The sequence below is a fragment of the Gluconacetobacter azotocaptans genome, assembly GCF_014174355.1.
Lineage (GTDB): Bacteria > Pseudomonadota > Alphaproteobacteria > Acetobacterales > Acetobacteraceae > Gluconacetobacter > Gluconacetobacter azotocaptans.
This window is the reverse complement of record NZ_JABEQF010000026.1, coordinates 1-21689: the sequence shown is the minus strand read 5'-3', so window position 1 is coordinate 21689 and position 21689 is coordinate 1. Positions and strand designations below refer to the sequence as shown.

At 67.1% G+C, this 21689-nt stretch carries 18 protein-coding genes; 10 read left to right on the top strand and 8 right to left on the bottom strand.

Annotation, left to right across the window (positions count from 1 at the left end):
* Positions 1-588 precede the first annotated feature (588 nt).
* Positions 589-1494 carry a LysR family transcriptional regulator ArgP gene (locus HLH34_RS18375; RefSeq protein WP_183121015.1) on the bottom strand — a complete coding sequence of 302 codons (906 nt, stop codon included), beginning with the start codon at positions 1492-1494 and terminating at the stop codon, positions 589-591.
* Between the two features lie 75 nt (positions 1495-1569).
* Here HLH34_RS18375 and HLH34_RS18370 point away from each other — a divergent pair, with 75 nt between their 5' ends.
* Positions 1570-2199, top strand: a complete 630-nt coding sequence (locus HLH34_RS18370; RefSeq protein ID WP_183121014.1) for a LysE/ArgO family amino acid transporter — start codon at positions 1570-1572, stop codon at positions 2197-2199.
* Positions 2200-2301: 102 nt separating this feature from the next.
* Here HLH34_RS18370 and HLH34_RS18365 read toward each other — a convergent pair whose 3' ends face one another.
* Positions 2302-3378 carry an aromatic ring-hydroxylating oxygenase subunit alpha gene (locus tag HLH34_RS18365; RefSeq protein WP_183121013.1) on the bottom strand — a complete coding sequence of 359 codons (1077 nt, stop codon included), beginning with the start codon at positions 3376-3378 and terminating at the stop codon, positions 2302-2304.
* A gap of 118 nt (positions 3379-3496) precedes the next feature.
* Positions 3497-4432 carry a LysR substrate-binding domain-containing protein gene (locus HLH34_RS18360; RefSeq protein WP_183121012.1) on the bottom strand — a complete coding sequence of 312 codons (936 nt, stop codon included), beginning with the start codon at positions 4430-4432 and terminating at the stop codon, positions 3497-3499.
* A gap of 211 nt (positions 4433-4643) precedes the next feature.
* On the opposite strand from HLH34_RS18360, the gene HLH34_RS18355 reads away from it, so the two are divergent.
* The 7 genes from HLH34_RS18355 to HLH34_RS18325 are packed head-to-tail and all read left to right on the top strand — an operon-like array spanning position 4644 to position 12254.
* Positions 4644-5729 carry an ABC transporter ATP-binding protein gene (locus HLH34_RS18355; protein ID WP_183121011.1) on the top strand — a complete coding sequence of 362 codons (1086 nt, stop codon included), beginning with the start codon at positions 4644-4646 and terminating at the stop codon, positions 5727-5729.
* Between the two features lie 28 nt (positions 5730-5757).
* On the top strand, positions 5758-6468 hold the full coding sequence (locus tag HLH34_RS18350; RefSeq protein WP_183121010.1) for an HAD-IA family hydrolase: 711 nt from the start codon (positions 5758-5760) through the stop codon (positions 6466-6468).
* A gap of 6 nt (positions 6469-6474) precedes the next feature.
* On the top strand, positions 6475-7776 hold the full coding sequence (locus HLH34_RS18345; protein WP_183121009.1) for an NAD(P)/FAD-dependent oxidoreductase: 1302 nt from the start codon (positions 6475-6477) through the stop codon (positions 7774-7776).
* Positions 7773-8810 carry an ABC transporter substrate-binding protein gene (locus HLH34_RS18340; protein ID WP_183121008.1) on the top strand — a complete coding sequence of 346 codons (1038 nt, stop codon included), beginning with the start codon at positions 7773-7775 and terminating at the stop codon, positions 8808-8810. The genes HLH34_RS18345 and HLH34_RS18340 overlap by 4 nt, the downstream gene beginning before the upstream one ends.
* A gap of 17 nt (positions 8811-8827) precedes the next feature.
* Complete coding sequence (locus HLH34_RS18335) at positions 8828-9688, top strand: ABC transporter permease (RefSeq protein ID WP_183121007.1); 861 nt, start codon at positions 8828-8830, stop codon at positions 9686-9688.
* Entirely contained in the window at positions 9685-10491 is an 807-nt protein-coding gene (locus HLH34_RS18330) for an ABC transporter permease (RefSeq protein WP_183121006.1), read from the top strand. The genes HLH34_RS18335 and HLH34_RS18330 overlap by 4 nt, the downstream gene beginning before the upstream one ends.
* Complete coding sequence (locus tag HLH34_RS18325) at positions 10488-12254, top strand: GMC family oxidoreductase (RefSeq protein ID WP_183121005.1); 1767 nt, start codon at positions 10488-10490, stop codon at positions 12252-12254. Before HLH34_RS18330 ends, HLH34_RS18325 begins: the two co-directional genes overlap by 4 nt.
* Before the next feature lie 115 nt (positions 12255-12369).
* On the opposite strand, the gene HLH34_RS18320 is transcribed toward HLH34_RS18325, so the two are convergent.
* The 3 genes from HLH34_RS18320 to HLH34_RS18310 all read right to left on the bottom strand — a co-directional run bounded on the left by HLH34_RS18320 (position 12370) and on the right by HLH34_RS18310 (position 16507).
* Positions 12370-13959: a TIR domain-containing protein gene (locus HLH34_RS18320; protein WP_264784442.1), complete on the bottom strand. Its 1590-nt coding sequence runs from the start codon at positions 13957-13959 to the stop codon at positions 12370-12372.
* A gap of 505 nt (positions 13960-14464) precedes the next feature.
* A complete protein-coding gene (locus HLH34_RS18315; protein ID WP_183121003.1) occupies positions 14465-15304 on the bottom strand; it encodes an MOSC domain-containing protein in 840 nt (279 codons plus the stop codon).
* Between the two features lie 3 nt (positions 15305-15307).
* Complete coding sequence (locus tag HLH34_RS18310; RefSeq protein ID WP_183121017.1) at positions 15308-16507, bottom strand: aldose epimerase family protein; 1200 nt, start codon at positions 16505-16507, stop codon at positions 15308-15310.
* 276 nt (positions 16508-16783) lie between these two features.
* On the opposite strand from HLH34_RS18310, the gene HLH34_RS18305 reads away from it, so the two are divergent.
* Both HLH34_RS18305 and HLH34_RS18300 read left to right on the top strand, forming a co-directional pair.
* Positions 16784-17599: an MlaA family lipoprotein gene (locus HLH34_RS18305; protein WP_240161940.1), complete on the top strand. Its 816-nt coding sequence runs from the start codon at positions 16784-16786 to the stop codon at positions 17597-17599.
* Positions 17600-17613: 14 nt separating this feature from the next.
* Positions 17614-18234: an MlaC/ttg2D family ABC transporter substrate-binding protein gene (locus tag HLH34_RS18300; RefSeq protein ID WP_183121002.1), complete on the top strand. Its 621-nt coding sequence runs from the start codon at positions 17614-17616 to the stop codon at positions 18232-18234.
* Between the two features lie 50 nt (positions 18235-18284).
* Here the strand turns inward: HLH34_RS18300 and HLH34_RS18295 are convergent, their stop codons facing one another.
* The gene (locus HLH34_RS18295; protein WP_183121001.1) at positions 18285-18956 is read right to left on the bottom strand and encodes an invasion associated locus B family protein; all 672 of its coding nucleotides are present in this window, start codon (positions 18954-18956) and stop codon (positions 18285-18287) included.
* Between the two features lie 53 nt (positions 18957-19009).
* Positions 19010-21689, bottom strand: a 2680-nt coding sequence (locus tag HLH34_RS18290; protein ID WP_183121000.1) for an autotransporter outer membrane beta-barrel domain-containing protein, incomplete at its 5' end; no start/stop codon positions are given.

Below are 21689 nucleotides of genomic sequence, written 5' to 3'. Positions count from 1 at the left end.
ATGCCCTCCAAGACGCGGTATGCAGCGCAATCGACGACGTCGGTCACAGTCAAGCCGCCGCCTGCTTTGCTGCCGCCGGATATGAACCAGATTGATCGGATTATGCTCTAGAGTAAGCTGCAATTTTCTTTGAGGGCTCACGATGAATACCTGCCACAACGAGCTAAGAACGACCGTCGAGTTCGGCAGAATGAACAGCAGGAAACATCGTCTGGGCTCCAAAGCGGTCGGACCGTTTTCCCCCCCCAAGACCTGTCGTCCGAATGCAATGGGGTTATGTTCGCTTACGAGATTCATGTTTGAACACATAGATGGCCGGAATGGGGGTCATAGCGGCTGACAGCCGCCATTGGGGGATGTCCGCTATTGGGATCAGAAATCGAGCCGCTGACAGTCCGACCTGGGTATCGGATTCTTTGAATATTTGTCGCCCCCCGGAAGTCCAGCGGGACGGGTCGGCCTTTGCCGGCCCCTCCCATTGCCTTTGACCGGGGGCCAAGGCCCTCGCCCTCTATCATGGATAACAAATTGGTTTCCAAAGGCGGTGGCCTTTGGCGGGTTTAAGGCAGCGCCCTGAGGCATGCCGCGCTATACACTGACCAGACTACGTTGTGCCGCTGCCACGACTTCGCGGGTCAGTTTGCCCAGCAGGCGGGTGCCGATGCGGACCTGTTGCCAGTAGAGCGGCACGTGCAGGTAGTCGCGTGGGGCGAGTTCGACCAGTTGGCCGGTGGACAAATAGGGTTCGGCCATCAGCAGCGGGTTGACCGACCAGCCGAGGCCGGCGATCGAAGCGTCGAGAAAGCCGTGCGAGGACGGCAGCCAGTGGGTGGGGGCGGTCAGGTCGGCGCCGGTGATGGTGCGTGCCCATCGGGCCTGCAGCATGTCCCTGCGGTCGAAGCGCAGGATGGGGGCGCGGGCCAGGGTGGCGGCGTCGACGCCGCCGGGGAACCATTGGCGCATGAAGGCGGGCGAAGCCACCGCGACGTAGCGCAGGGCGCCCAGCGCGATGGTGCGGCAGCCCTGCACCGGGGCCGCGTCGGTGGTGACGGCGGCCAGCACCTCGCCCGAGCGCAGGCGTTCGGCGGTGTGGCCCTCGTCGTCGATCACCAGGTCGACCAGCACGTCGCCCCGGCGGGCGAAGGCCGCGATGGCGGGCAGGACCCAGGCGCCCAGACTGTCGGCATTGACGGCGACGCGGATCGTGGGCGGGCCGGCGTCCGTCGCCTGCCCGGTGGCGAGGACCGGCAGGGCCGTGATCATCTCGCCTTCCAGAAGATGCACGCGCTCGAAATGGGCGCACAGCCGGGCGCCGATCGCCGTGGCCGTGCAGGGCTGGCCGCGCACAATCAGGATGGTGCCCAGGCGGTCTTCCAGCGCCCGCACGCGCTGCGAGATGGCCGAGGGCGTGACCCCGAGCGCGCCGGCCGCGCGTTCGAAGCTGCCTTCGCGCACGACGGACGCCATGGCGGCCAGGGAGGCGTAATCGAGCATGGGCGTTAGCGATGCTTAAGTGAATATAGAAACTTAAGCTGGATTACACGCGCGCGACCCGGCATGGAAGCCGCCATGTCCTATTTTTCGGGTTTCAGCAGTGGATTCGGCCTGGCGGCCGCCCTGATCGTCGCCATCGGGGCGCAGAACATGTTCGTGCTGCGCCAGGGGCTGCGCCGTGAACATGTCGCCCCTGTGGTGCTGTTCTGTGCGGCGGCCGACCTGGTGCTGGTGGCGGCGGGTGTTGCCGGCAGCGGCACGGTGCTGCGGACGATGCCGCGGCTGGCGCTGGTGCTGACACTGGGGGGCGCGGCGTTCCTGCTGTGGTATGGCATGGGCGCGCTGCGCCGTGCGGTCACGCCGGGCACATTGGTTGCGGAAACGGCGGGCGGGACATCCCCGCTGGGGGCCATCCTGATGCGGGCGGCGGCGTTTACCTTCCTGAATCCGCACGTCTATCTGGATACCGTGATGCTGATGGGCGCGGTGGGCGGCGCCCTGCCCGGCGGCGCGCGGCCGGCGTTCGTGGCCGGCGCGGGCACGGCCAGCGCCGTGTGGTTCACGGCGCTGGGCTTCGGGGCGCGGATCCTGCGGCCGGTGTTCGCGCGCCCGGTGGCGTGGCGCATCCTCGACGGGCTGGTGGCGGGCGTCATGCTGGTCCTGGCCTGCCTTCTGCTGGCGCGGGCGCTGGGGCCGTTGGCGTAAAACAGGTCAGGCTTTGCCCGAACCCACCAGGGCCTGAGGCTCTGGACCCCGATCATGGATAAAACGACTGGGTTTCCAAAGGGCTCGGCCCTTTGGCGGGTTTCAGGGCGGCGCCCTGAGGCCTGCGCGCGCCAGCAGCGCGCGCAGGTGATTGACCACCGGGAACACCTCGCGGTTCCGGTCGCCGCCCTGGGCGTCCCAGGCCTGCTGTTCCAGTTCCACCACTTCGCGGTCCTCCTCGAAGATGCGGTTGGTGAACACGCCCAGCGCGGGCCAGATCAGGTCGATCAGGAACGGGGTTTTCGGGCGTTGCACCGACAGCAGGCCGAAGGCGCGGGTGGTGCGCTGGTCGGCGCTCTGCGGGACATAGGCCACCCACAAATCCATGATCAGGTCGCCGTCCTTGTCGACGATCCGCAGCGTCTGGTACGGATAGTCCGTGCGGATCGTGACCACTTCCTCGACCGGCTGCGGGCGGCCCTGCAGGTCGCGGTGGCGGCCGAAGATCAGGGCTTCGGCCAGGGGCTGATGATTACCGGTGCGGGCGAAGCTGTAGCGTGCCTCGACGAAGGTCTCGCCCCGATCCTGGCCCAGCAGGCGGGCGCGGATCCGGCCCATCTGGCGGCGATGCAGGAACTGATGGTTCATGTCCATCAGGTTCTCGTGCATGAAGCTGTAATGGCAGGCCACGCGGGGGCCGAACTGCCGGGTCTTGTACCCGGGGTCGGCCACCTGGGCCAGGGTGGGCAGGGGCACCGTTTCGGCCAGGGCGGCGTCGCCGGGAAAGACGAAGATCAGGCCGCCCGCCTCGCGGCAGGGATAGGTCCGCACGCCGTTGGGCAGCTTTCCCTTGCCCAGGTAGGGCACGTCGATGCAGCGGCCCGACCGGCCGTAGGCCCAGCCGTGATAGCAGCACTGCACGGCCTGGCCCTGCACCCGCCCCTTGCTCAGAGGCACCTGGCGGTGGGCGCAGCGGTCCTCCAGCGCGAAGACGTCGCCTTCGGTGGGGCGGACCAGCGCGATCGGCTGGCCGGCGTAGCGGGTGCCCAGCGTCTTTCCCGCCTTCAGTTCGCGCGACCAGGCCACGGGGTACCAGAAATCGGGGTCGCAATCGATCGTGCGCAGGTCCGGCTGCCCCACCGCGCGTGCCTGCCGTTCCGAGATGCTGATCTGGTTCATCGCCCTGGTTCGCTCCGGCCTTTTCGGACGGAACAATGTTCCCCCCGGGCCGGCGCCTCTGTCTTGCCCCCGTTGGGAAACCGAGGCTTGCACGGGGCGCAACGCGCGGAATGCCGTCCTACGGCGCCAGGGAGGGAAATTCCCGGCCCACGGCGGCCACGTCGTCCTGCAGTTCGCCGACCAGCCAGTCGCGCACCCGGCCCACGACCGGCCGCAGGGGGCGGTCGCCGCGCCGGACGAGGTGGCACATGCGCCCGGTCCGCACGACGTGCCCGTCGATGGGGCGCAGGACGCCGGTCCGCAGCCAGCGCGCGACGACGTTGAGCCACCCCAGCGCCACCCCCTGCCCCAGGATGGCGGCCTGGATGACGATGGCGTAGTCGGTAAAGATCATCGTATCGCCCACGGCGTCGCCCCCCTGGGTGAGGAACAGCGTGGACCAGTCCGGCTTGATCGCCGCGCCGCCGCCCTGCCGCGCCGCCAGCAGCGCCGCCAGCCGGTCCGTCAGGCCGGGGTCGAGCCGGTAGGACGGGCTGCGCACCGGCACGATGACTTCCGGCGTGATGGCGACGGCTTCGTGCCCCGCGTCGGACGCGGCCAGGAAGCGCATGCCCAGGTCCACGTCGTGCACCGGGCCGGCCAGCGCCCCCATGATCAGGTCGAACCGCAGATCGACCCCTGGAAAACTGGCCTTGAACGCCGGCAGGCGCGGCATCAGCCAGTGGGTCGTAAAGCCGGTGGACAGCGACAGCGTGACGGTTTCCACCCCGTCGCGGCGGTCCTCGATCTCGCGGATGGCGGCGTCGATGCCGGAAAACCCCCGGGCGATGGCGTCGAACAGGATCCGGCCCGCCTCGTTGGGAATGACGCCGTGCGGCGCGCGGATCAGCAGCCGGGTCTTCAGGCTGGATTCCAGGCGCGCGACCATGCGGCTGACGGCCGGCGGCGTGACGTTCAGTTCGGTCGCGGCCAGGGCGAAGCTGCCGCAGCGCACCGCGGCCTCGAACGTGACCAGGCCGTTCATCGACGGGAAGGGCTGACGGCGTATCGACATTACATTATGTAACCTCGCCGCGGCCTTTTTTTCAATTGCAATTCGCAACGTCCTGCGTTTGTGTGATGGGGAAGGCACGGCATGCACGTCGCCGCGCCGGGATAAATCCTGTTGAATTAACGATTTTTTATCGCCGCACAGACACGCCGATATCGAAGCGACCGGACCACGGGGGGCTGATGGCCTGCTTATACAGCATGACATGGCGGACATGACCGGCCCCGCGCCCGACGGGGTTTCGATCCGCGCCGTATCGAAGCGGTACGGGACGTTCGCCGCGCTCGATACGGTGTCGCTCGATGTGCGCAAGGGCGAGTTCCTGTCGATCCTCGGCCCGTCGGGGTCGGGGAAATCGACCCTGCTGGGCATGCTGGGCGGGTTTGTGCGGCCGGACAGTGGCACGCTGTGGATCGACGGGCGCGACGTCACGCTGGATGCGCCGCACAAGCGCAATATCGGGATCGTCTTCCAGAATTACGCGCTGTTTCCGCACCTGAACGTCGCCGACAACATCCTGTTTCCCCTGCGGGCGCGCCGGGTGCCGAAGGCCAGCTGGCCCGAGCGCCTGCGCGCGGCGCTGGACATGGTGGAACTGTCGGGCTTCGCGCAGCGGCGCATCACCGAACTGTCCGGCGGGCAGCGCCAGCGCGTGGCCCTGGCGCGGGCGATGATCTTCGAACCGACGCTGATCCTGATGGACGAACCGCTGTCGGCGCTGGACAAGCAGTTGCGCGAGACGATGCAGATCGAACTGAAGCAGCTGCATGCCCGCCTGGCCGCGACCATCATCTACGTCACCCACGACCAGCGCGAAGCCCTGACCATGAGCGACCGGATCGCCGTCATGAACAAGGGCCGGATCGTGCAGCTGGACACGCCCATCGGCCTGCATGACGCGCCGGACAATGCCTTTGTCGCGGGCTTTATCGGCGAGGCGACCCTGCTGCCGGTCACGCGCGTGGGCAGCCACTTCGTGCAGCTGGGGGACATGGTGCTGGCGACCGGGCGGCCCGTCCCCGTGCAGGGCGACCTGCGCCTTGTCCTGCATCCGGAAAAGCTGGCCCTGGCGCGGCAGGACGATCCGCTGAGCGGGAACCGGCTGAGGGGAACCGTCACCGACACGCTGTTCCAGGGCGACAGCACGCGGCTGTTCATCCGCCTGGCCTCCGGCGAGCGGATCGCCATGCGGGTTTCGGAAAATCACCGGGAACGACAGCACCTGTCCCGCCCCGGCGATGACGTCACACTCGAACTGCACGTGCAGGACACGATCGTCGTGCCGGGCGGCCCGGGATAATCATGTTTCCAATCATGGACGACCAGAGATGAGAATTTCAGATTTCAAGGTCATGACGTTCGACGTCGTGGGCACGCTGATCGATTTCGAGACCGGCGTCCTGGACGCCGTGCGGCGCCTGGGCGGCGAACGCGCGGCGGCCGCGACCGATGACGAGATTTTCGAGCCCTACAAGCGGGGCCGGGACAAATTCTACGGCCGGTCGTCCTTCGCGATGAAGGACGTTTACCTGTCGCTGGCGGCCGAGTGCGGGTTCAAGGACGACGCGGCCACGGCCGACGCCTTCCAGCTTTCGGTGCTGCGATGGGCGCCGTTCGCGGATTCGGTCGCGGCGCTGGCGCGGCTGCGGCGCAATTTCCGGCTGGTGGCGATGACGAACGCCGACCGCACGGCGCTGTCGGCCTATGAAGCGGCGCTGGGCCATCCGTTCCACGATACGGTGACCTGCGACGAGACGGGATGCGCGAAGCCCGACCCGCAGTTCTTCGCCTACAACAAGGGCCGCCAGTCGGCGTTCGGCTACCGGCAGTCGGAAATCCTGCATGTGGCGCAAAGCCAGCATCACGATATCGGCGTCGCGAAATCGCTGAACTACACCACCTGCTGGATCGAGCGGCGGCAGGGACAGGCGGGCTTCGGCGGCACCCCCGCCCCCGGCACCCTGACCACGCCCGACTTCCATTTCGCCACGCTGGCGCAACTGGCCGACGCGGTGGACGCCGAACGGGCCGCGGGCTGAACGATCATGGCGCACCAGCCCTCCTCTCCGGACGTCGCGTCGTTGTGGCAGGAAACGGCAGTGCCGCGCGTGGCCTATCCGGCCCTGGCGCGGGACGCGCGCCACGATGTCGCGATCATCGGGGGCGGCTATACGGGGCTGGTGACGGCGCGTGCCCTCGCCCGGCGGGGCCTGTCGCCCATCGTGCTGGACGCCAACCGGATCGGCTGGGGGGCCAGCGGCCGCAATGGCGGCGTGGTCTCGGGGAAATTCCGCCTGTCGCTGGGCGACATCGCCAGCGCCTACGGCGTCGAGACCGCGCGGCGCATGCATGGGCTGGCGCAGCAGGCGGTCGAACATGTCGGCGAGTTGATCGCGGCGTATGACATCCCCGGCGCGGCGTTTTCGGCCCGGGGCTCGCTGCGCTGTGCGCACAACCCCCGGGCGCTGGCGCGCCTGCGCGCCGAGGCCGAGTGGCTGGGTGCGATGCTGGGCGATCCGTCCTATCGCATCCTGTCCGCCGGGGACGTCGCGGCCGAAACCGGGTCGCGGGGCTTCGTGGGCGGCATGCTGAACGTCCATGGCGGCATCATCCATCCGCTGAACTACGCACGCGGCATCGCCGCCGGCATCGTCCGCGACGGCATCGCGCTGCATGAGGACACGCCGGTGCTGAGGATGCGGCGCGAGGGGGCCGGGGTATGTCTGGAAACGCCCGGCGGCGTGGTGCGGGCCGGGCAGGTCGTTCTGGCGTCGAACGCGTGGTCCGACCTGACGCCCGCCACGCGCGCCATACAGCGGCGGGTGATCCCGTTCCGCTCGGCGATGATCGCGACCGAACCGTTGCAGGGGGCGGCGGCCGGCCTGCTGTCCGGCGGGCGCAGCTATACCGAGACCCGCCGCATGATGCGCTGGTTCCGCAAGGCGGGCGACCGGCTGATCTATGGCGGGCGCGGCGCCTTCGGGCGCGACGACAAACCATCGGCCTTCGCCGCGCTGCAGCGCGCGATGGTGCGTCAGTTTCCCGAACTGTCCGGCGTGCGGGTGACGCATCGCTGGTCCGGGCTGGTGGCGATGACGCTGGACAGCCTGCCGCATGTCGGGCGGTTCGACGATCGGGTGGTCTATGCGGCGGGCTATAACGGCACCGGGGTGGCGCTGGCGTCCTATATCGGGACGCATGTCGCGGCACTCGTCGCCGGCGACACGCCCGACCTGGGGCCGCTGACCGGCGCGCCGTGGCGGCCGATCCCGCTGTACGGCGTGCGCGAACCCGCCGTGCGGGCAGTGGCGGGCTGGTATCAGTTCCTCGATGCGATCGGCCGATGACGGCGCGGCGGGCCTGCCTCTGTCTGGCGCTGCTGCTGGGTGCGGGCGGCGCGGCGCGCGCCGATGACGGCATCACGTTCGTCTCGCAGGGGGGATCGTACCAGGCCGCGCAGACGCAGGCGATCCTGGACCCCGTGGCCCGGCAACTGGGGATTTCCATCGATCAGGACAGCGCGCCCGACGCCTGGGCCGAGATCCGCACCCAGACCGCGACCGGCAAGGCGTTCTGGGACGTGGTGGACATGCCGGCCAAGGATTGCGCGCGCGGCGGCGTGCGCGGCATGATCGCGCCGCTGGATTACGCCGCCATTCCCAACGCGCGCGACCTGCCCGACGCCTACAAGACGCCGTGGTCGGTGGCGTACGAATTCTATTCCAGCGTCCTTGCCTACAATACCGACAAGTACGGAGACGCGCCGCCCCGAAGCTGGGCGGATTTCTGGGATGTGAAGAAATTCCCCGGCACCCGCGCCCTGCGCGACAACCCGCTGGCGACGATCGAGGCGGCGTTGCTGGCCGACGGCGTGCCGCCCGACAGGCTCTACCCCATCGATCTGGATCGTGCCTTCCGCAAGCTGGAACAGATCAAACCCTATATCACCGTCTGGTGGACCTCGGGCGCGCAGGCGGCGCAGTTGCTGGCCGACGGCGAGGTGGACATGGAAATGGCCTGGAGCAACCGCGTCTCGGCCGTGCAGCGCGAGGGGGCGCCGGTCGGCTTCACCTGGAACCAGGGGTTGCTGCAATATACCTCGCTGTGCATCCTCAAGGTGTCGCCGCATATCGCGACCGCGACCCGTTTCGTCGATGCGGCCATCGGGCGGCAAGTGCAGGCCGACCTGACGCGCTACACCGACAACGGACCGGGTAACCCGCGCGCCTACGACATCGGCGCCATTCCGCCCGCGCGCCTGCGCGACCTGCCCAACACGCTGGACAATGCCCGCCGGCAGGCGCTGGTTTCCACCGAATGGTGGAGTTCGCCGGCCGGGGACGAGGCCATGCGCCGCTGGCTGACGTTCGTGCGGCATTGACAGGAGCACCCGGCACCATGGCCGCTTCGCGAAAGCCCCCTCTCCGCGCCGAAGCCCTGCTGGCCGCGTCGTTGCTGACGCCGGCCCTGCTGCTGGTGGCGGTGCTGCTGCTGGTGCCGCTGCTGTGGCTGGTCTGGCAGTCGGTGCGGCAGGATGGCGGCTTCACGCTGGCGCATTACGCGCGCCTTGTCACCGACCCCGCCTATGGCGCGACGTTCCTGCAGACCTTCCGCATTTCCGCCATCGTGACACTTGCCTGCGTGGTGCTGGGCTTTCCCGTCGCCTGGGCGGCGGCCGAGAGCGGCCCGACCCTGCGCGCGCTGATCCTGGCGCTGGTGGTGCTGCCGCTGTGGACCAGCGTGCTGGTGCGCGCCTATGCGTGGATCATCGTGCTACAGCGCACCGGGCTGGTCAATTCGGGGCTGGAGGCGCTGGGCCTGATCCACCGGCCGGTCATCCTGGTCAACAACGAATTCGGCACCATCGTCGCCACGACCCATATCCTGATGCCCTTCGTCGTGCTGCCGCTCTATACCACCATCAGGACCATCCCGCGCGAGGTGTTGGCGGCGGCGGCCAGCCTGGGGGGCACGCCCGCCTTCGTGTTCACCCGCGTGTACCTGCCGCTGTCGCTGCCCGGCCTGCTGTCGGGCGCGGCGCTGGTGTGCGTGCTCAGCCTGGGGTTCTACATCACGCCCGAACTGCTGGGCGGCGGGCGGACCTATACGGTGTCGATGCTGATCGCGCGTAATATCGCGCTGTATGACGAATGGGGGGCCGCGTCCTCGGTCAGCGTCGCGCTGCTGGCCTGCATCTTCCTGATCTTCTTCCTGGCCGGACGTATCGTGCCGATCGACCGGATCGTGGGGACGCGATGAGGGCGGCCTCCCCCGCGCGCATCGCGGCCTTCCTGTTCGCCGGGCTGGTGCTGCTGTGGCTGATCCTGCCGGTGCTGATCGTCATCCCGATGTCGTTTTCCGACTCCCGCTTCCTGACCTTCCCGCCCAAGGCGCTGTCGCTGCGCTGGTATCATGCCTATCTGGGCAGTTCGCTGTGGCTGCGGGCCACGCGGGTCAGCCTGGGCGTGGCCGCGGCCAGCGCCGTGCTGGCCACGGCGATCGGGACGGCGGCGGCCTATGCGCTGAACCTGTCGAACGGGCGCGCGATGAAGCTGGTCAAGCTGGTGCTGCTGCTGCCGCTGATGGTGCCGATCGTGATCACGGGGGTGGGGATCTTCCTGGTCTATGCGCGGGTGGGCCTGCTGGCCACCCTGACCGGGCTGGTGCTGGCCAACACCATGCTGGGGGTGCCCTATGCGCTGACCTCGGTGCTGGGCGCGCTGGCGCAGTTCGACCCGGCGCAGGAAATGGTGGCGCGCAGCCTGGGCATGAACCGGCCGCGCGCGTTCTTCGCCGTCACCCTGCCGCAGATTGCGCCGGGCGTGCTGTCGGGCGCGCTGTTCGCCTTTGTCGCCGGGCTGGATGAAACGGTCGTGGCGCTGTTCATCTCGGGCGGCCGCTACCAGCCGCTGACCAAGCGCATGTTCACCGCCCTGCGCGACGAGATCGACCCGACGATCGCGGCCATCAGCACCATGCTGACGCTGGTCTCGTGCCTTGTCGCGGCGGCGGTGATGCTGAATGCGCGCTGGTCGGAACGGCGCAGGGGCGTGCGGGCATGACGGCCGATCATCTGATCCTGGGCGGGGGCTCGGCAGGGTGCGTGCTGGCCGCGCGCCTGTCCGAAGACCCTGGGCGGCAGGTCGTGCTGGTGGAGGCCGGCCGCGACATCAGCGCCGGCGACATTCCGCCCGACGTGCAAAGCCGTTATCCCGGCCGCGCCTATCTGGACACGCGCAATATCTGGGCCACGCTGAGCGCCGCGATGGGCCATGCCCGATCGAACGACGCCCCGCGCCCCACCCGCCGCTACGAGCAGGCCCGCCTGCTGGGCGGCGGATCGGCGATCAACGCGCTGATGGCCAATCGCGGGGCGCCGTCCGATTACGACGAATGGGCGGCACTGGGGGCCGAGGGCTGGTCCTGGGCGGAGTGCCTGCCCTGGTTCCGGGCGATCGAGACCGACCGCGATTTCGGCGGTCCGCTGCATGGCGACAGCGGCCCGCTGACCATCCGCCGCATCGACGACGCGCGCCTCTCGCCCTTCGTCGACCGGGTGATGCACACGCTGGCCCGGCGCGGCCACCCCATCGGGCAGGACCAGAACGGCCCGTGGCGGGATGGCACCTATCGCGGCGCCATCGCCGTCAGCGACGCGGGCACGCGCCTGCCGACGTCGCTGGCCTATCTGACCCCCGAGGTCAGGCGGCGGCCCAACCTGCGCATCCTGACCGGACGCGCGGCGCGCCGGGTGCTGTTCGAGGGCCGGCGCGCCGTGGGCGCCGAAATCCCGGCCGCCGGTGGCGGGTGCGAGGTGCTGCGCGCGCGCGAGGTCATCGTCGCCTCGGGCGGCATCCATACGCCGGCGCTGCTGATGCGTTCGGGCATCGGGCCTGCGGCGGACCTGCGCGCACTGGGCATCGACATGGTGGCCGAGCGCCGTGGCGTCGGGCGCAACCTGATGGAACATCCCTCGATCGCCGTGGCGACCTACCTGCCCCGCGCGGTGCGCGAGCGCAATCCGGCCGAACATCATGAGCAGGCGATCTGGCGCTATTCCTCGGGCCTGGCCGACGCGCCGGCGGGGGACATGCATGCCGCCATCCTGTCGCGCGCGGGCTGGCATTCGGTGGGCCGGCGCGTGGGCTGCCTGTTCTTCTGGGTCAACAAATCCTTCTCGCGCGGGCATGTCACGCTGCGTTCGGCCGATCCGTCGATCGAACCGGAGGTCGATTTCCGCATGCTCAGCGACGACCGCGACCTTGTCCGGCTGAAGCAGGCCTTCCGCAGGGGGGCCGAAGCCCTGGCCGACCCCTATATGGACGGCTACCGGGAACATGTCTTCCCCGCCAGCTACTCGCCCCGCGTGGCCCGCGTGGCGGTGCCCGGCGCCGCCAACGCCATCCAGCGCGGCGCCCTGTCGTCGCTGCTGGACCTGGCAGGGCCGTGGCGCGGCGCGCTGATCGACGGCGTCATGGCGCCCGGGGTCACGGCCGCCACCCTGATGGCGGACGACCGGGCGCTGGACGATTTCGTGCGGCAGCACGTCGGCGGCACCTGGCACGCCTCGGGCACCTGCCGGATGGGCCCCGCCGACGACCCCCTGGCCGTCACCTCGCCCGCCGGCGCGGTCCACGGCGTCGACGGGTTGCGCGTGTGCGACGCATCGCTGATGCCGTCGATTCCCTGCGCCAACACCAACATCCCCACCATCATGATCGCCGAACGGATCGCGGACATGATCCGCCATGAAGGGACAACAGATCGGGCGTTGCCCGAACCCACCGTTCGGGGATCGATCCTGACAGGGGACATCACGCACTGATCGCTGTCAGCCGCTATGCGCCGATCCCGGCCGTCTATGTGTCCAAATATGAATCCCGTAAGCCGACATAGCCCCATTGCATCGGGACGGCTAAACTGGCCGGGAAAGCGGACGGTCAGCTTTCAAGCACATCATGGGGAATAGCGGCCGTTGCTTGCTCGGAAGGGTTAGCCGGTGCCACTGCAACTGGCTCCTGTTCGACGGTCACCTCCGTGTCTTCAATTTTCCGTATCAGTATCTGAACCGCTTCCGATACAGAATGGTGTCGAAGATCGACATAGCCGACGTCCTTCGAGAGACCGACTATGTTGATGTCATCGACGACTAAGGGGAGAAGGTAGGTGCTTGTGCGCTTCGCTTTTGCATCACGCCCAATTTCCAACTCGAAGTTAGTCCAATCCTTTTCCGGATAATGTTTACTCAAGAAAACGATCATGTATTGAGCATCATGGGCGTAAACCTCGCTCAGTTTTCGTCGAAGGTTTTCGCCCCACAACTTGTGCTGTTCGTCGAAGTCGTAGAAAACTGTGTAGCCGTTAGCGTTCAACTCCTCTCGAAATCCTTCAACGATTTTTCTATCTTCTCCCGCGAAGGATACAGCAACATCCCAAGGAAACTTGGTTCGACGCACCCGCACCGACCGCTCGATCTCAGCCAAGTCGGCAAGCGTCAAGTACAGGCGGAACGAAGGGTCTTCAATAGAAATTAGCTTTGCCTTCTGATTATAATAGATTGCATCATCTAATCCACGCTGAGTTAGAACATCAGACAAGTTGTTCAAGCAGTTATAGAAGGATGTGCTTTTTTTGCTCCGTTCACTTATATCGTCAACAGACTTTACAATTCTTGAATAGAGTTCAGCAATTGGAATCTCTGACAATTCTATAGTACAAATTTGCCGAACAATTTCGAAATAAGTATTATGGACTGACCGAGCTTGCTGCTTTCCCTTTGCAAGGCCAATTAGTCTATTTTGAAATTTTGATTTATAGTTGCGAAGCACGCCATCCTTGATCTCTGCCATAGAAAGATCGATGGTCACTTTTTTGTCGGCGGTTTCGTACAACTCCATTCGCGTGCAGGCCACACGACAAATCATTTGGACGGCCGATGGAACCCCTAATGACGCCTTAATAAAGCGCTCTCGGCATTCGGGCGCAAACTCAAAGTTGAGTGCGTTTTCCCCTGCGGCAATCACCTTCTCGACGAAGTCTCCATCTTGAACGCCCATCTCGAATGCGTCGTTTCGAATACCCAATTCCGAATCGATATCGAGCAGAGATTTATTAAGGCTAGATATACCGATGATGAATATTCGGACGCCCAGCTCTCCCCATCTCTTTAGCTTTGCACCCAACTCGTCACGTACTGGTTGACCCAGGTGGTGGAAGTCGTCGATTACCAAGATGCCGCAAGCGACGAGGTAGTCAACGACCTCGTTTTCCGCCGCGTCGCACGCAAGCGCGCGCGCCAGGACATTGGTCAAAGTGATCTCAGCGGCATAATCCCGCCCTGAAATCCAATGATACCCGCCCGTGCCAATTCCAGCTCGGTCTAGCGCTTTACGAGCCAACGTCGTTTTTCCGCAGCCTGACGCTCCGCTCAAAGTCACATGCTTCCCTGGCGTGCGAAGGGAACCAACGAGGTCTCCGAAATCGCGGGGCGGCACGAAAGTTAGAACCGGGACGGCTGCTTCGTTGAACACATCACTCAACTGGTAGACAGGCCTTACGGGCTGAGGATTATTTGCTTCCATGAGATGCACTATAGATAATGGAAAAGATGCCGCAAGCGGCGCGAGCCGTCTTGCGCGGTCGTAATCTGTTCCGTCACCTTGAGGCCTACCAAAACCAAACCACCTATTTTTTCCAGATGGAGCTAATATTTTAGTAAAAATTTAAGAAAATCCAAGTAATATTTATCATTTTTATACAATACAATCTCCTAACCGAAAATTAAAAAGCGCAAATATCCAGTCTTCCCTTTTCGAATTAAATACGATTTCTCAAGATATCTTCTCAAAACCAGACAAGCCACTTCCGGCCAATCACGACGTGTCTCGAATAGCCGGTTTCTCGAAAATTCCATTCCGAAGCGGACCGGTAATACCCCACCCAATCAGAAGTATCCGCGAACAGTATAGTCGCCAACGAATCGGGGTGCAGGGGTCCGCGACCCCTGCCGGGTTCGGGCGGAGCCCGACCTTGCCTTTACGCCGGCAGCAGGTTCGACGGGCCGCGTTCCAGCACCGTGACGGGGTCGCCCACGGCGATGCGGCCGGGGTGGAGGATGGCGGCGTTCTGGCCGAACATGACGCCGCCCTTGGCCCGGCGGGTGCGGGACAGGGTTTGCAGGGGTTCGCGCGGGTCGGGAATCTGGGCGGTCTTCTGGTCGATGGTGGTCATGACGCAGCGCGAGCACGGCTTGACGATGCGCAGCACCGCCGAGCCGATGGCGAGCAGGCGCCATTCGTCCTCGGCCCAGGCAGGGGCGCCGGAGATGACGATATTGGGGCGGAAGCGGTCCATCGGCACCGGGGTGGGCAGCGCGTCGTTCAGCGCGGCCAGCGATTCCGTCGTGGCGAGCAGGGCGGCGAACCCGTCGGCGAACCCGACGGTGGAGCCCGGCGGGGCATAGGCCGGATCGGCCGGCCGGGCGCCGGTGTCGTGCAGATAGACCAGCCGGCACGGGCGGCCCAGTGCGGCCGAGAGCCAGTCGGCCGCAGCCGCACCGGCGTCGACGGCGGGCACCGTGTCGCCCCAGACGCGCACGGGCCGGCGGGCGCTCTCGGCGGGCGGGACGTCCACCGCCAGCGTGCCCTGGCCCGCCAGCGCCAGCGTCAGCCCGGCCGGCTGCCGCCCCACCGCGACCAGGGCCATGCGGGCGATCTGCCGCTGGGTCAGGAACCTGCCGTCGGGGTCGACGACCAGCCAGCGCCGGTCGTCATCCAGCCCGCAGGGCCCCAGCCAGCCCTGGGTCACGGGGATCATACCCAGGGATTTGACCGGGTAGACATGCAGCGCGGCGATACGAAAGCCCTGGTCCGTCATGCGTCAGCGCGGCGCCCCGGCCTGCACGCCGAAGCGGAAGACAGTCGTGTAATCAAAGGTCTGCCCCGGATTGAGCGTGGTGGTGGGAAAGGACGGGTGGTTGGGCGAATCGGGGTAATGCTCGGCCTCGAAGGCGATGGCGTCGGTCTGGCGATAGGCGCGGTGCGACACCCCGGCATAGGCCCCGGTCAACGAGTTGGAGGTATAGACCTGCAGGCCGGGCTGCGAGGTCAGGACCTCCATCGTGCGGCCGGTCTTCGGGTCCAGGATGTGGGCGGCCAGGCGGGGGGTGCCGCCCGAGGGGCCGTTGACGACCCAGTTCTGGTCGTAGCCGCGCGCGAACATCAGTTGCGGATAGGAATCGCGCAGATGGTCGCCCACGCGCGTCGGCTTGCGGAAATCGAGCGGCGTGCCCGCGACCGGCGCCAGTTCCCCGGTGGGGATCGAGGTCGGGTCGGTGGGGGTGTAGCGGTCGGCGTTAATCTGCAAAATCTGGTTTTCGACCGTGCCCGACCCCTCGCCGCCCAGGTTGAAATAGCTGTGGTTGGTCAGGTTGAGCACCGTCGGCCGGTCGGTCGTGGCGGTGTAATGCAGGCTCAACTGGTCGCGGTCGTCCAGCGTGTAGGTCACGGCGACCTTCAGCGTGCCGGGGAAGCCCTGGTCGCCGTCCGGGCTGGTCATGGACAGGGTGGCGCTGGCAGAATGGGCGTCGGAGGCCGTGCCGTCCACATGCCACAGATGCTTGTCGAAGCCCTTGGTGCCGCCGTGCAGCGCATTCGGGGGGGCGGTCACGGGAACGTGATAGGTCTGCCCGTCCAGGGTGAAGGTGCCGTGGGCGATCCGGTTGGCATAGCGCCCGATCATGGCGCCGAAGAACAGGCCGCCCTGCGCGCTGTCGACCACATAGCCCTGCAGGTCGGGGAAGCCCAGCACGATGTCATCGACATGGCCGGTGCGGTCCGGCGTTTCGATTGCGGTAATGATTCCGCCGTAGGTGATGAAGCGCACGGCGACGCCGTGGGCATTGTGCAGGGTCAGGATCTCGACCGGCTGGCCGTCGGGCATCGTGCCGAACGACGCGCGGGTCACGCCGAGCGGGGCGGCGGGCGCGGCCCCTGCGGGGGCCGAGACGGCGGGCGCGGCCAGCAGCGAACCGGCCAGCAGCACTGTGGAGAGGGGGCGTGTCGCGACTGTCCTGAACATCATGTCCCATCCTCCATTGTGGATTTTCAGTCACAGTGAACCAGACCCCGCTGGCAACGCAAGGGCCGAAATCCGCGCCTCCATCCAGTATATTGGCGGGTGCGAGGCATGCGCGGGACACGGAACGGCGGCCCGGGGCGCGCCAGGGCGGATTGCACAACCGACATCCCATGCTAGAGAAGGAACCAGCGGACACACCTTCTGTTTCCGCGCCATCCATCGGGCTCCTGCCGCGTCAGGCAACAGGAACGGCAGACAAGGGAAACGGAAACGAGTATGCGCGCTGTGACAGGATCGAACCTTCCGCCGTCCCCGCCGTCCGCTTTCGTTGCCCGCCTGCGCCGGATCGCCCTCGTCAGCGCGGGGCTGGGCATTACGGCCCTGGGCGGATGCGCCGCCCCGCCGCCCAAGGACCCCGAGGCCCTGGCCGAATACCGCGAGGCCAACGACCCGTACGAATCCCTGAACCGGAAGATGTACGACATCAGCATGACGCTGGATAAATATTCCCTGCGTCCGGTGGCCAAGGCCTATGTCTGGGCGGTACCCTACCGCGTGCGCCAGTCGCTGGGCAGCATGGTCCAGACGATGAACGAGCCGGTGGTGTTCTTCAACGACGTCGGCGCCGGCAAGTCCCGGCGCGCGGGCGACGCCTTCGTGCGCTGGTGCGTCAACATGGTGGCGGGCGTCGGCGGGCTGATCGACGTCGCGAAATACGCGGGCTACCCCCACCACGACAACGACGCCGGCCTGACGCTGGCGACATGGGGCGTGCCGTCCGGCCCGTACCTGTTCCTGCCGATGATGGGGCCGTCCTCGTTCCGCGACGGGGCCGGCTACGGCATCGACGTGGGCCTGTCGCCGTGGAACTACGTGCCCAGCGGCTATGGCCTGCTGACCTTCAACTGGGCCTATAACATCATGGGCATGATCAACGGCCGCGCGGACCATCTGGACGCGCTGGACCAGCTTCAGAAAGATGCGCTGGACCCCTACGCCACCATCCGCAGCGCCTACCAGCAGCAGCGCAAGGCGCAGGCCGAAGCCATCGACAACGACCACCGGGCCACCGTTCCCGACTGGTACAACTGAAAAGGGACGCGGAGATGAAGACAGTGCTTGCCCGTCGTCATGTGCTGGGCCTGGTCGCAGGGGCCATCGCCCTGCCCGCCGCCCGGCCGGCCCGCGCCGCCGACGCAGCGGCCGCGCGGTCCTTCGTCACCGATTTCGGCCGGCAACTGGTCGCGATCGTCAATTCCGACCGCACGCTGACCGACAAGAAGGCCGCGATCCTGCCGCTGCTGCAGGCGCATGTGGATATGGATGCGATCGGCCGCTACTGCCTGGGCCGCTACTGGCGCGTCGCGACGCCCGAACAGCAGGCGCACTACCTGACGCTGTTCCACCAGGTGCTGGTCAATTCCATCACCGACAAGATCGGCGATTATCGCGGCGTGACCTTCACCGTGTCCGGCACCTCGCCGGCCGGTGACGACCAGGCGGTGGAGACGATCATCAACCGCCCCGAGCAGCCGTCCGCCAACACCCAGTGGATCGTCAGCACCACCAGCGGCCAGCCCAAGGTGGTGGACGTGGTGGGCGAAGGCACCAGCCTGCGCCTGACGCAGCGGAACGACTATGCCTCCTTCGTTGCGCGCCATAACGGCAGCATCGACGCGCTGCTGCACGCGCTGGACCATCAGGTGGCGGCCCACGGGGCGAACTGAACGCCGCACCGGCCCGCCCGATGACGGGCGGGCTGGTCGCGATGCCCGCGTTACGATGGGCTTTGCCGATGTGCCCACGTATCAAGAGTGCCCACGGCGGTATCGAGGCCGGCGAGGTCGAAGTTGATCGTGACCGTCCCGCCCTGAACCGTACCGATCTGGATATGCCCGACCTTGCCATGCTGGGCATTCGACAGAAATGCGTCGGGAAGGGTCGCCAGACGGGCGATGCAGCCGCTGGCGGCGCAGACCTGCCACGTCAGCGGCACCGGCGTGCCATCGTCGATGGCGATGGTGGGCGGCCTGACCAGCGAGACCAGCAATGGCATCCGCACCGTCAACTGATAGGCCGCTGACAGGGCGGCCCCTGCGGTCCTGTTCCGGCTGAACAGCACGTCCCCGACCTGCACGGCCTGCTTCTGCGGGTTCTGCACGACCAGATGCTGCTCGACGGTGCACAGAACCGGCCCGCTGGTCGGCGCCTTGGCATACAGGCACCGGTAAGCCCATTGCCCGGAAGACTGGGACAGTTGCGCCAGTGAGGAGGCAGGCGCCGCCGTACCGGCCGGGGGCGCGGCCGACGCGGCCGGCGCGGCGGTATGGGTGGACGCCCGGGCCGGAGCCGGGGAAACGGGATTTCCGGAATATTTCGCGCCAAGGGCAAGCGTTGCCGCCGCGACGCCTGCGACAGCCACCAGCGAAACGGGGGTGGAAATTTTCATGGCCGACTTTCAGACAGTGAGGCCGTGGCCCGTTCGGGCCACGGCGTGGAGGATCAGAACTTCACCTTGACGTTGCCGGTCAGGCCGCTGTCGGTGGAGTGGTCGCCATACTGCCCGATATAGGACACACCGACATCCAGCCGGTCGGTCAGCTTCGCCTGCAGCCCGGCCTTCAGCAGCGCCGCGTCCGTGGACAGGGGTACGCCCGCCACGTCGAAGGCCGCCCCCCCGCTCAAGAATGCCTGATGCAGCGTCGGCACCGTCAGGCCGAAGGCGTGGCGATAGCCCAGCGTCGCATTCGGCGTCAGCGCCACGTCGCCCACCCGGAAGGTGCTGGCAAACCGTGCCCCGAAGGTCGAATAGGTCACGCCGGTATCGGTCGCCCGGCCGGCCAGCGCGGCCGCCCCGCCATGTTCGGTGAAGCTGTTCGTATGCAGGTTCACATAGGCGACGTTGGCGAAGGGCTCGATCATCGCCGGGCCCAGGTCGAAGCGATATCCCAGGTCGCCGAAGGCCTGCGCGGTGCCGCCGCCATAGCGGCTGTTCAGCCGGTCCGAGAAGCCCATGAACGCGACATTGCGCGTCATGGACAGCATGTTCCACGTATAGCTCGCCCCCATCCGCAGGGCCAGACGACCCCAGTGCGTGCCGGCGTAGCCGCCCAGGCTGACATTGCTGCTGTGCCCGTACGACGACACCGCGCCGCTGTCGAAGGAGGTATGGCCGTAGCCGACCAGGCCGCCGACCTGCCAGCCCAGCACCGGCGCGTCCGCCCCCAGCACGAAGCCGCCGGTCGAATGCCCCATGCCGGAGGCGTTGCCGTTGCCGGCGTTATGACCGAACGAGCCGTAATCCTGCATCCACAGCGACACCTGCTGCGCCCCGCAGGCCGCGCCCGCGCCGTTGCCCGAGGCCGTCTTCATGCCGCTGGCCGCACCCGGCGCGCATTCGGCCCCGCGCAGCCGCTCGACCGCCGCATCCCGCACGTAATAGGCGTCCTGGATCAGCGCCGTGCGCGCCGAGGCGTGGATCTCGCCCGACAGCGCCGTCAGCGCATGACGCGCCGTGGCCGCGTCGGTCTGCACCAGGGCGTTATACAACGTGCCCGAGGTCACGCCGTCCAGCGCCTCGCCGGTAGCGACCTGGTTGCGCGTCGTGCCGACGCCCGCGAAGTCCAGCCCGTTACGCTGCAGCGTCACGACGATGCCGCCCGTTCCCGCGGTGACGGCCGAGTTCAGGAAGGCGAAGTTCGAGACCACGGAACCGAACGTGCCGCTGGCCCCACCGGTCGCGCTGATGATCGTGTTGGGTTGGGTGATGTTCCACGCCCCATCGGCCGCAAGGACGGTCACGGTGCCTTGGCCCAGCGTGACATGGCCGGACACCTGCACGGCATCGTGCGCGCCGGCAGCGTTCACGCTGACGACGTAGTTCGAGCCCGTCGCCAGCGTCAGGTCGCCGTTGACCCTCAGCGCGCCGACCGACCCGTTACCCGCCGGCGACAGCGTCGCCCCGCTGGTGATGGTCGTGGCACCGACCGAGCCCGTGCCCGACAGTGTGGTGCCGCTGTCGGCCACCACGGGACTGACCAGGTTGCCATCGACCTGCAGCGTGCCGCCGGCAATTTCCGTGCCACGGCTGTAGGTGCTGTCGCCGTTCAGGACCAGCGTGCCCGCGCCCGTCTTCACGATATCGCCGGGCGCCGTGCCATCGCTGATCGCGCCGGCCAGGGTCGCGGTACCGCTGGCGATGTCGATCGTCGGGTCGCCGTTCAGGATGATCGCGTTGTGCAGGGTCAGGTCGCTGCCCGCCAGGACGATCTTCGTGCCCTCGGCCATGTTCAGCGTCCCGGTGCCGATGGCCGATTCATTGGTCAGCGTCAGCGTGCCGTCGGCAAGCCTCGTGCCGCCCGTATAGCTGTTCGCCGCCGCCAGCGTCACGTTGCCCGCGCCCGACTTGGTCAGGCTGCCCGTCCCGCTCACGGTGTTGGCCAGCGTGCCGTCGCGGTCCTGCGACAGTTCCAACATGCCGTTGTCCACGATCGCGCCGGAACCGAAGCTCGCCGTCGTCCCGGTCAGCCTTCCCGACCGGATGGTCGTGCCGCCGGCGTAGCTGTTGACGCCGGTCAGCGTCTCGCTGCCGCCGGTGACGGCGAGTCCACCATTTCCAGTCAGCGCACCCGCGTAGGTGTCGGCCGCGTTGGTCAGCGTCAGGACGCCGTTGAGCGTGCCGGCACCCGTCCCGGCCAGCGAACCGACCGTGCCGCCATTGCCCGTGACGGTCAGCGCGCCGCTGTCCGTCACCGTGCCGCCAACGGTACCGCCGTCCAGCGTCAGCGTACCGGCGTTCGCGACCGCACCGGCCACCGAGCCGGACAGGTTCAGCCCCGCGCCGGAAGCAATGGTCGTGCCGCCGGTGTAGCTGTTGGCGCCGGTCAGCGTCTCGCTGCCGCCTGCGATGGTCAGCCCACCGCTGCCGCTGGCAACGCCGCTGAAACTATCGGCGGCATTGGTCAGGGTCAGCGTGCCGGCGAGGCTGGCAGTGCCGTTGCCCGCCAGCGAGCCGGCCGAGCCGCCGTTGCCCGTGACGGTCAGCGCGCCGCTGTCCGTCACCGTGCCGCCAACCGCGCCGCCGTCCAGCGTCAGCGTGCCGTTGTCAGCCACATTTCCGGCGACCGAACCCGACAGGTTCAGCGCTGCGCCGGAGGCAATGGTCGTGCCGCCGGTGTAGCTG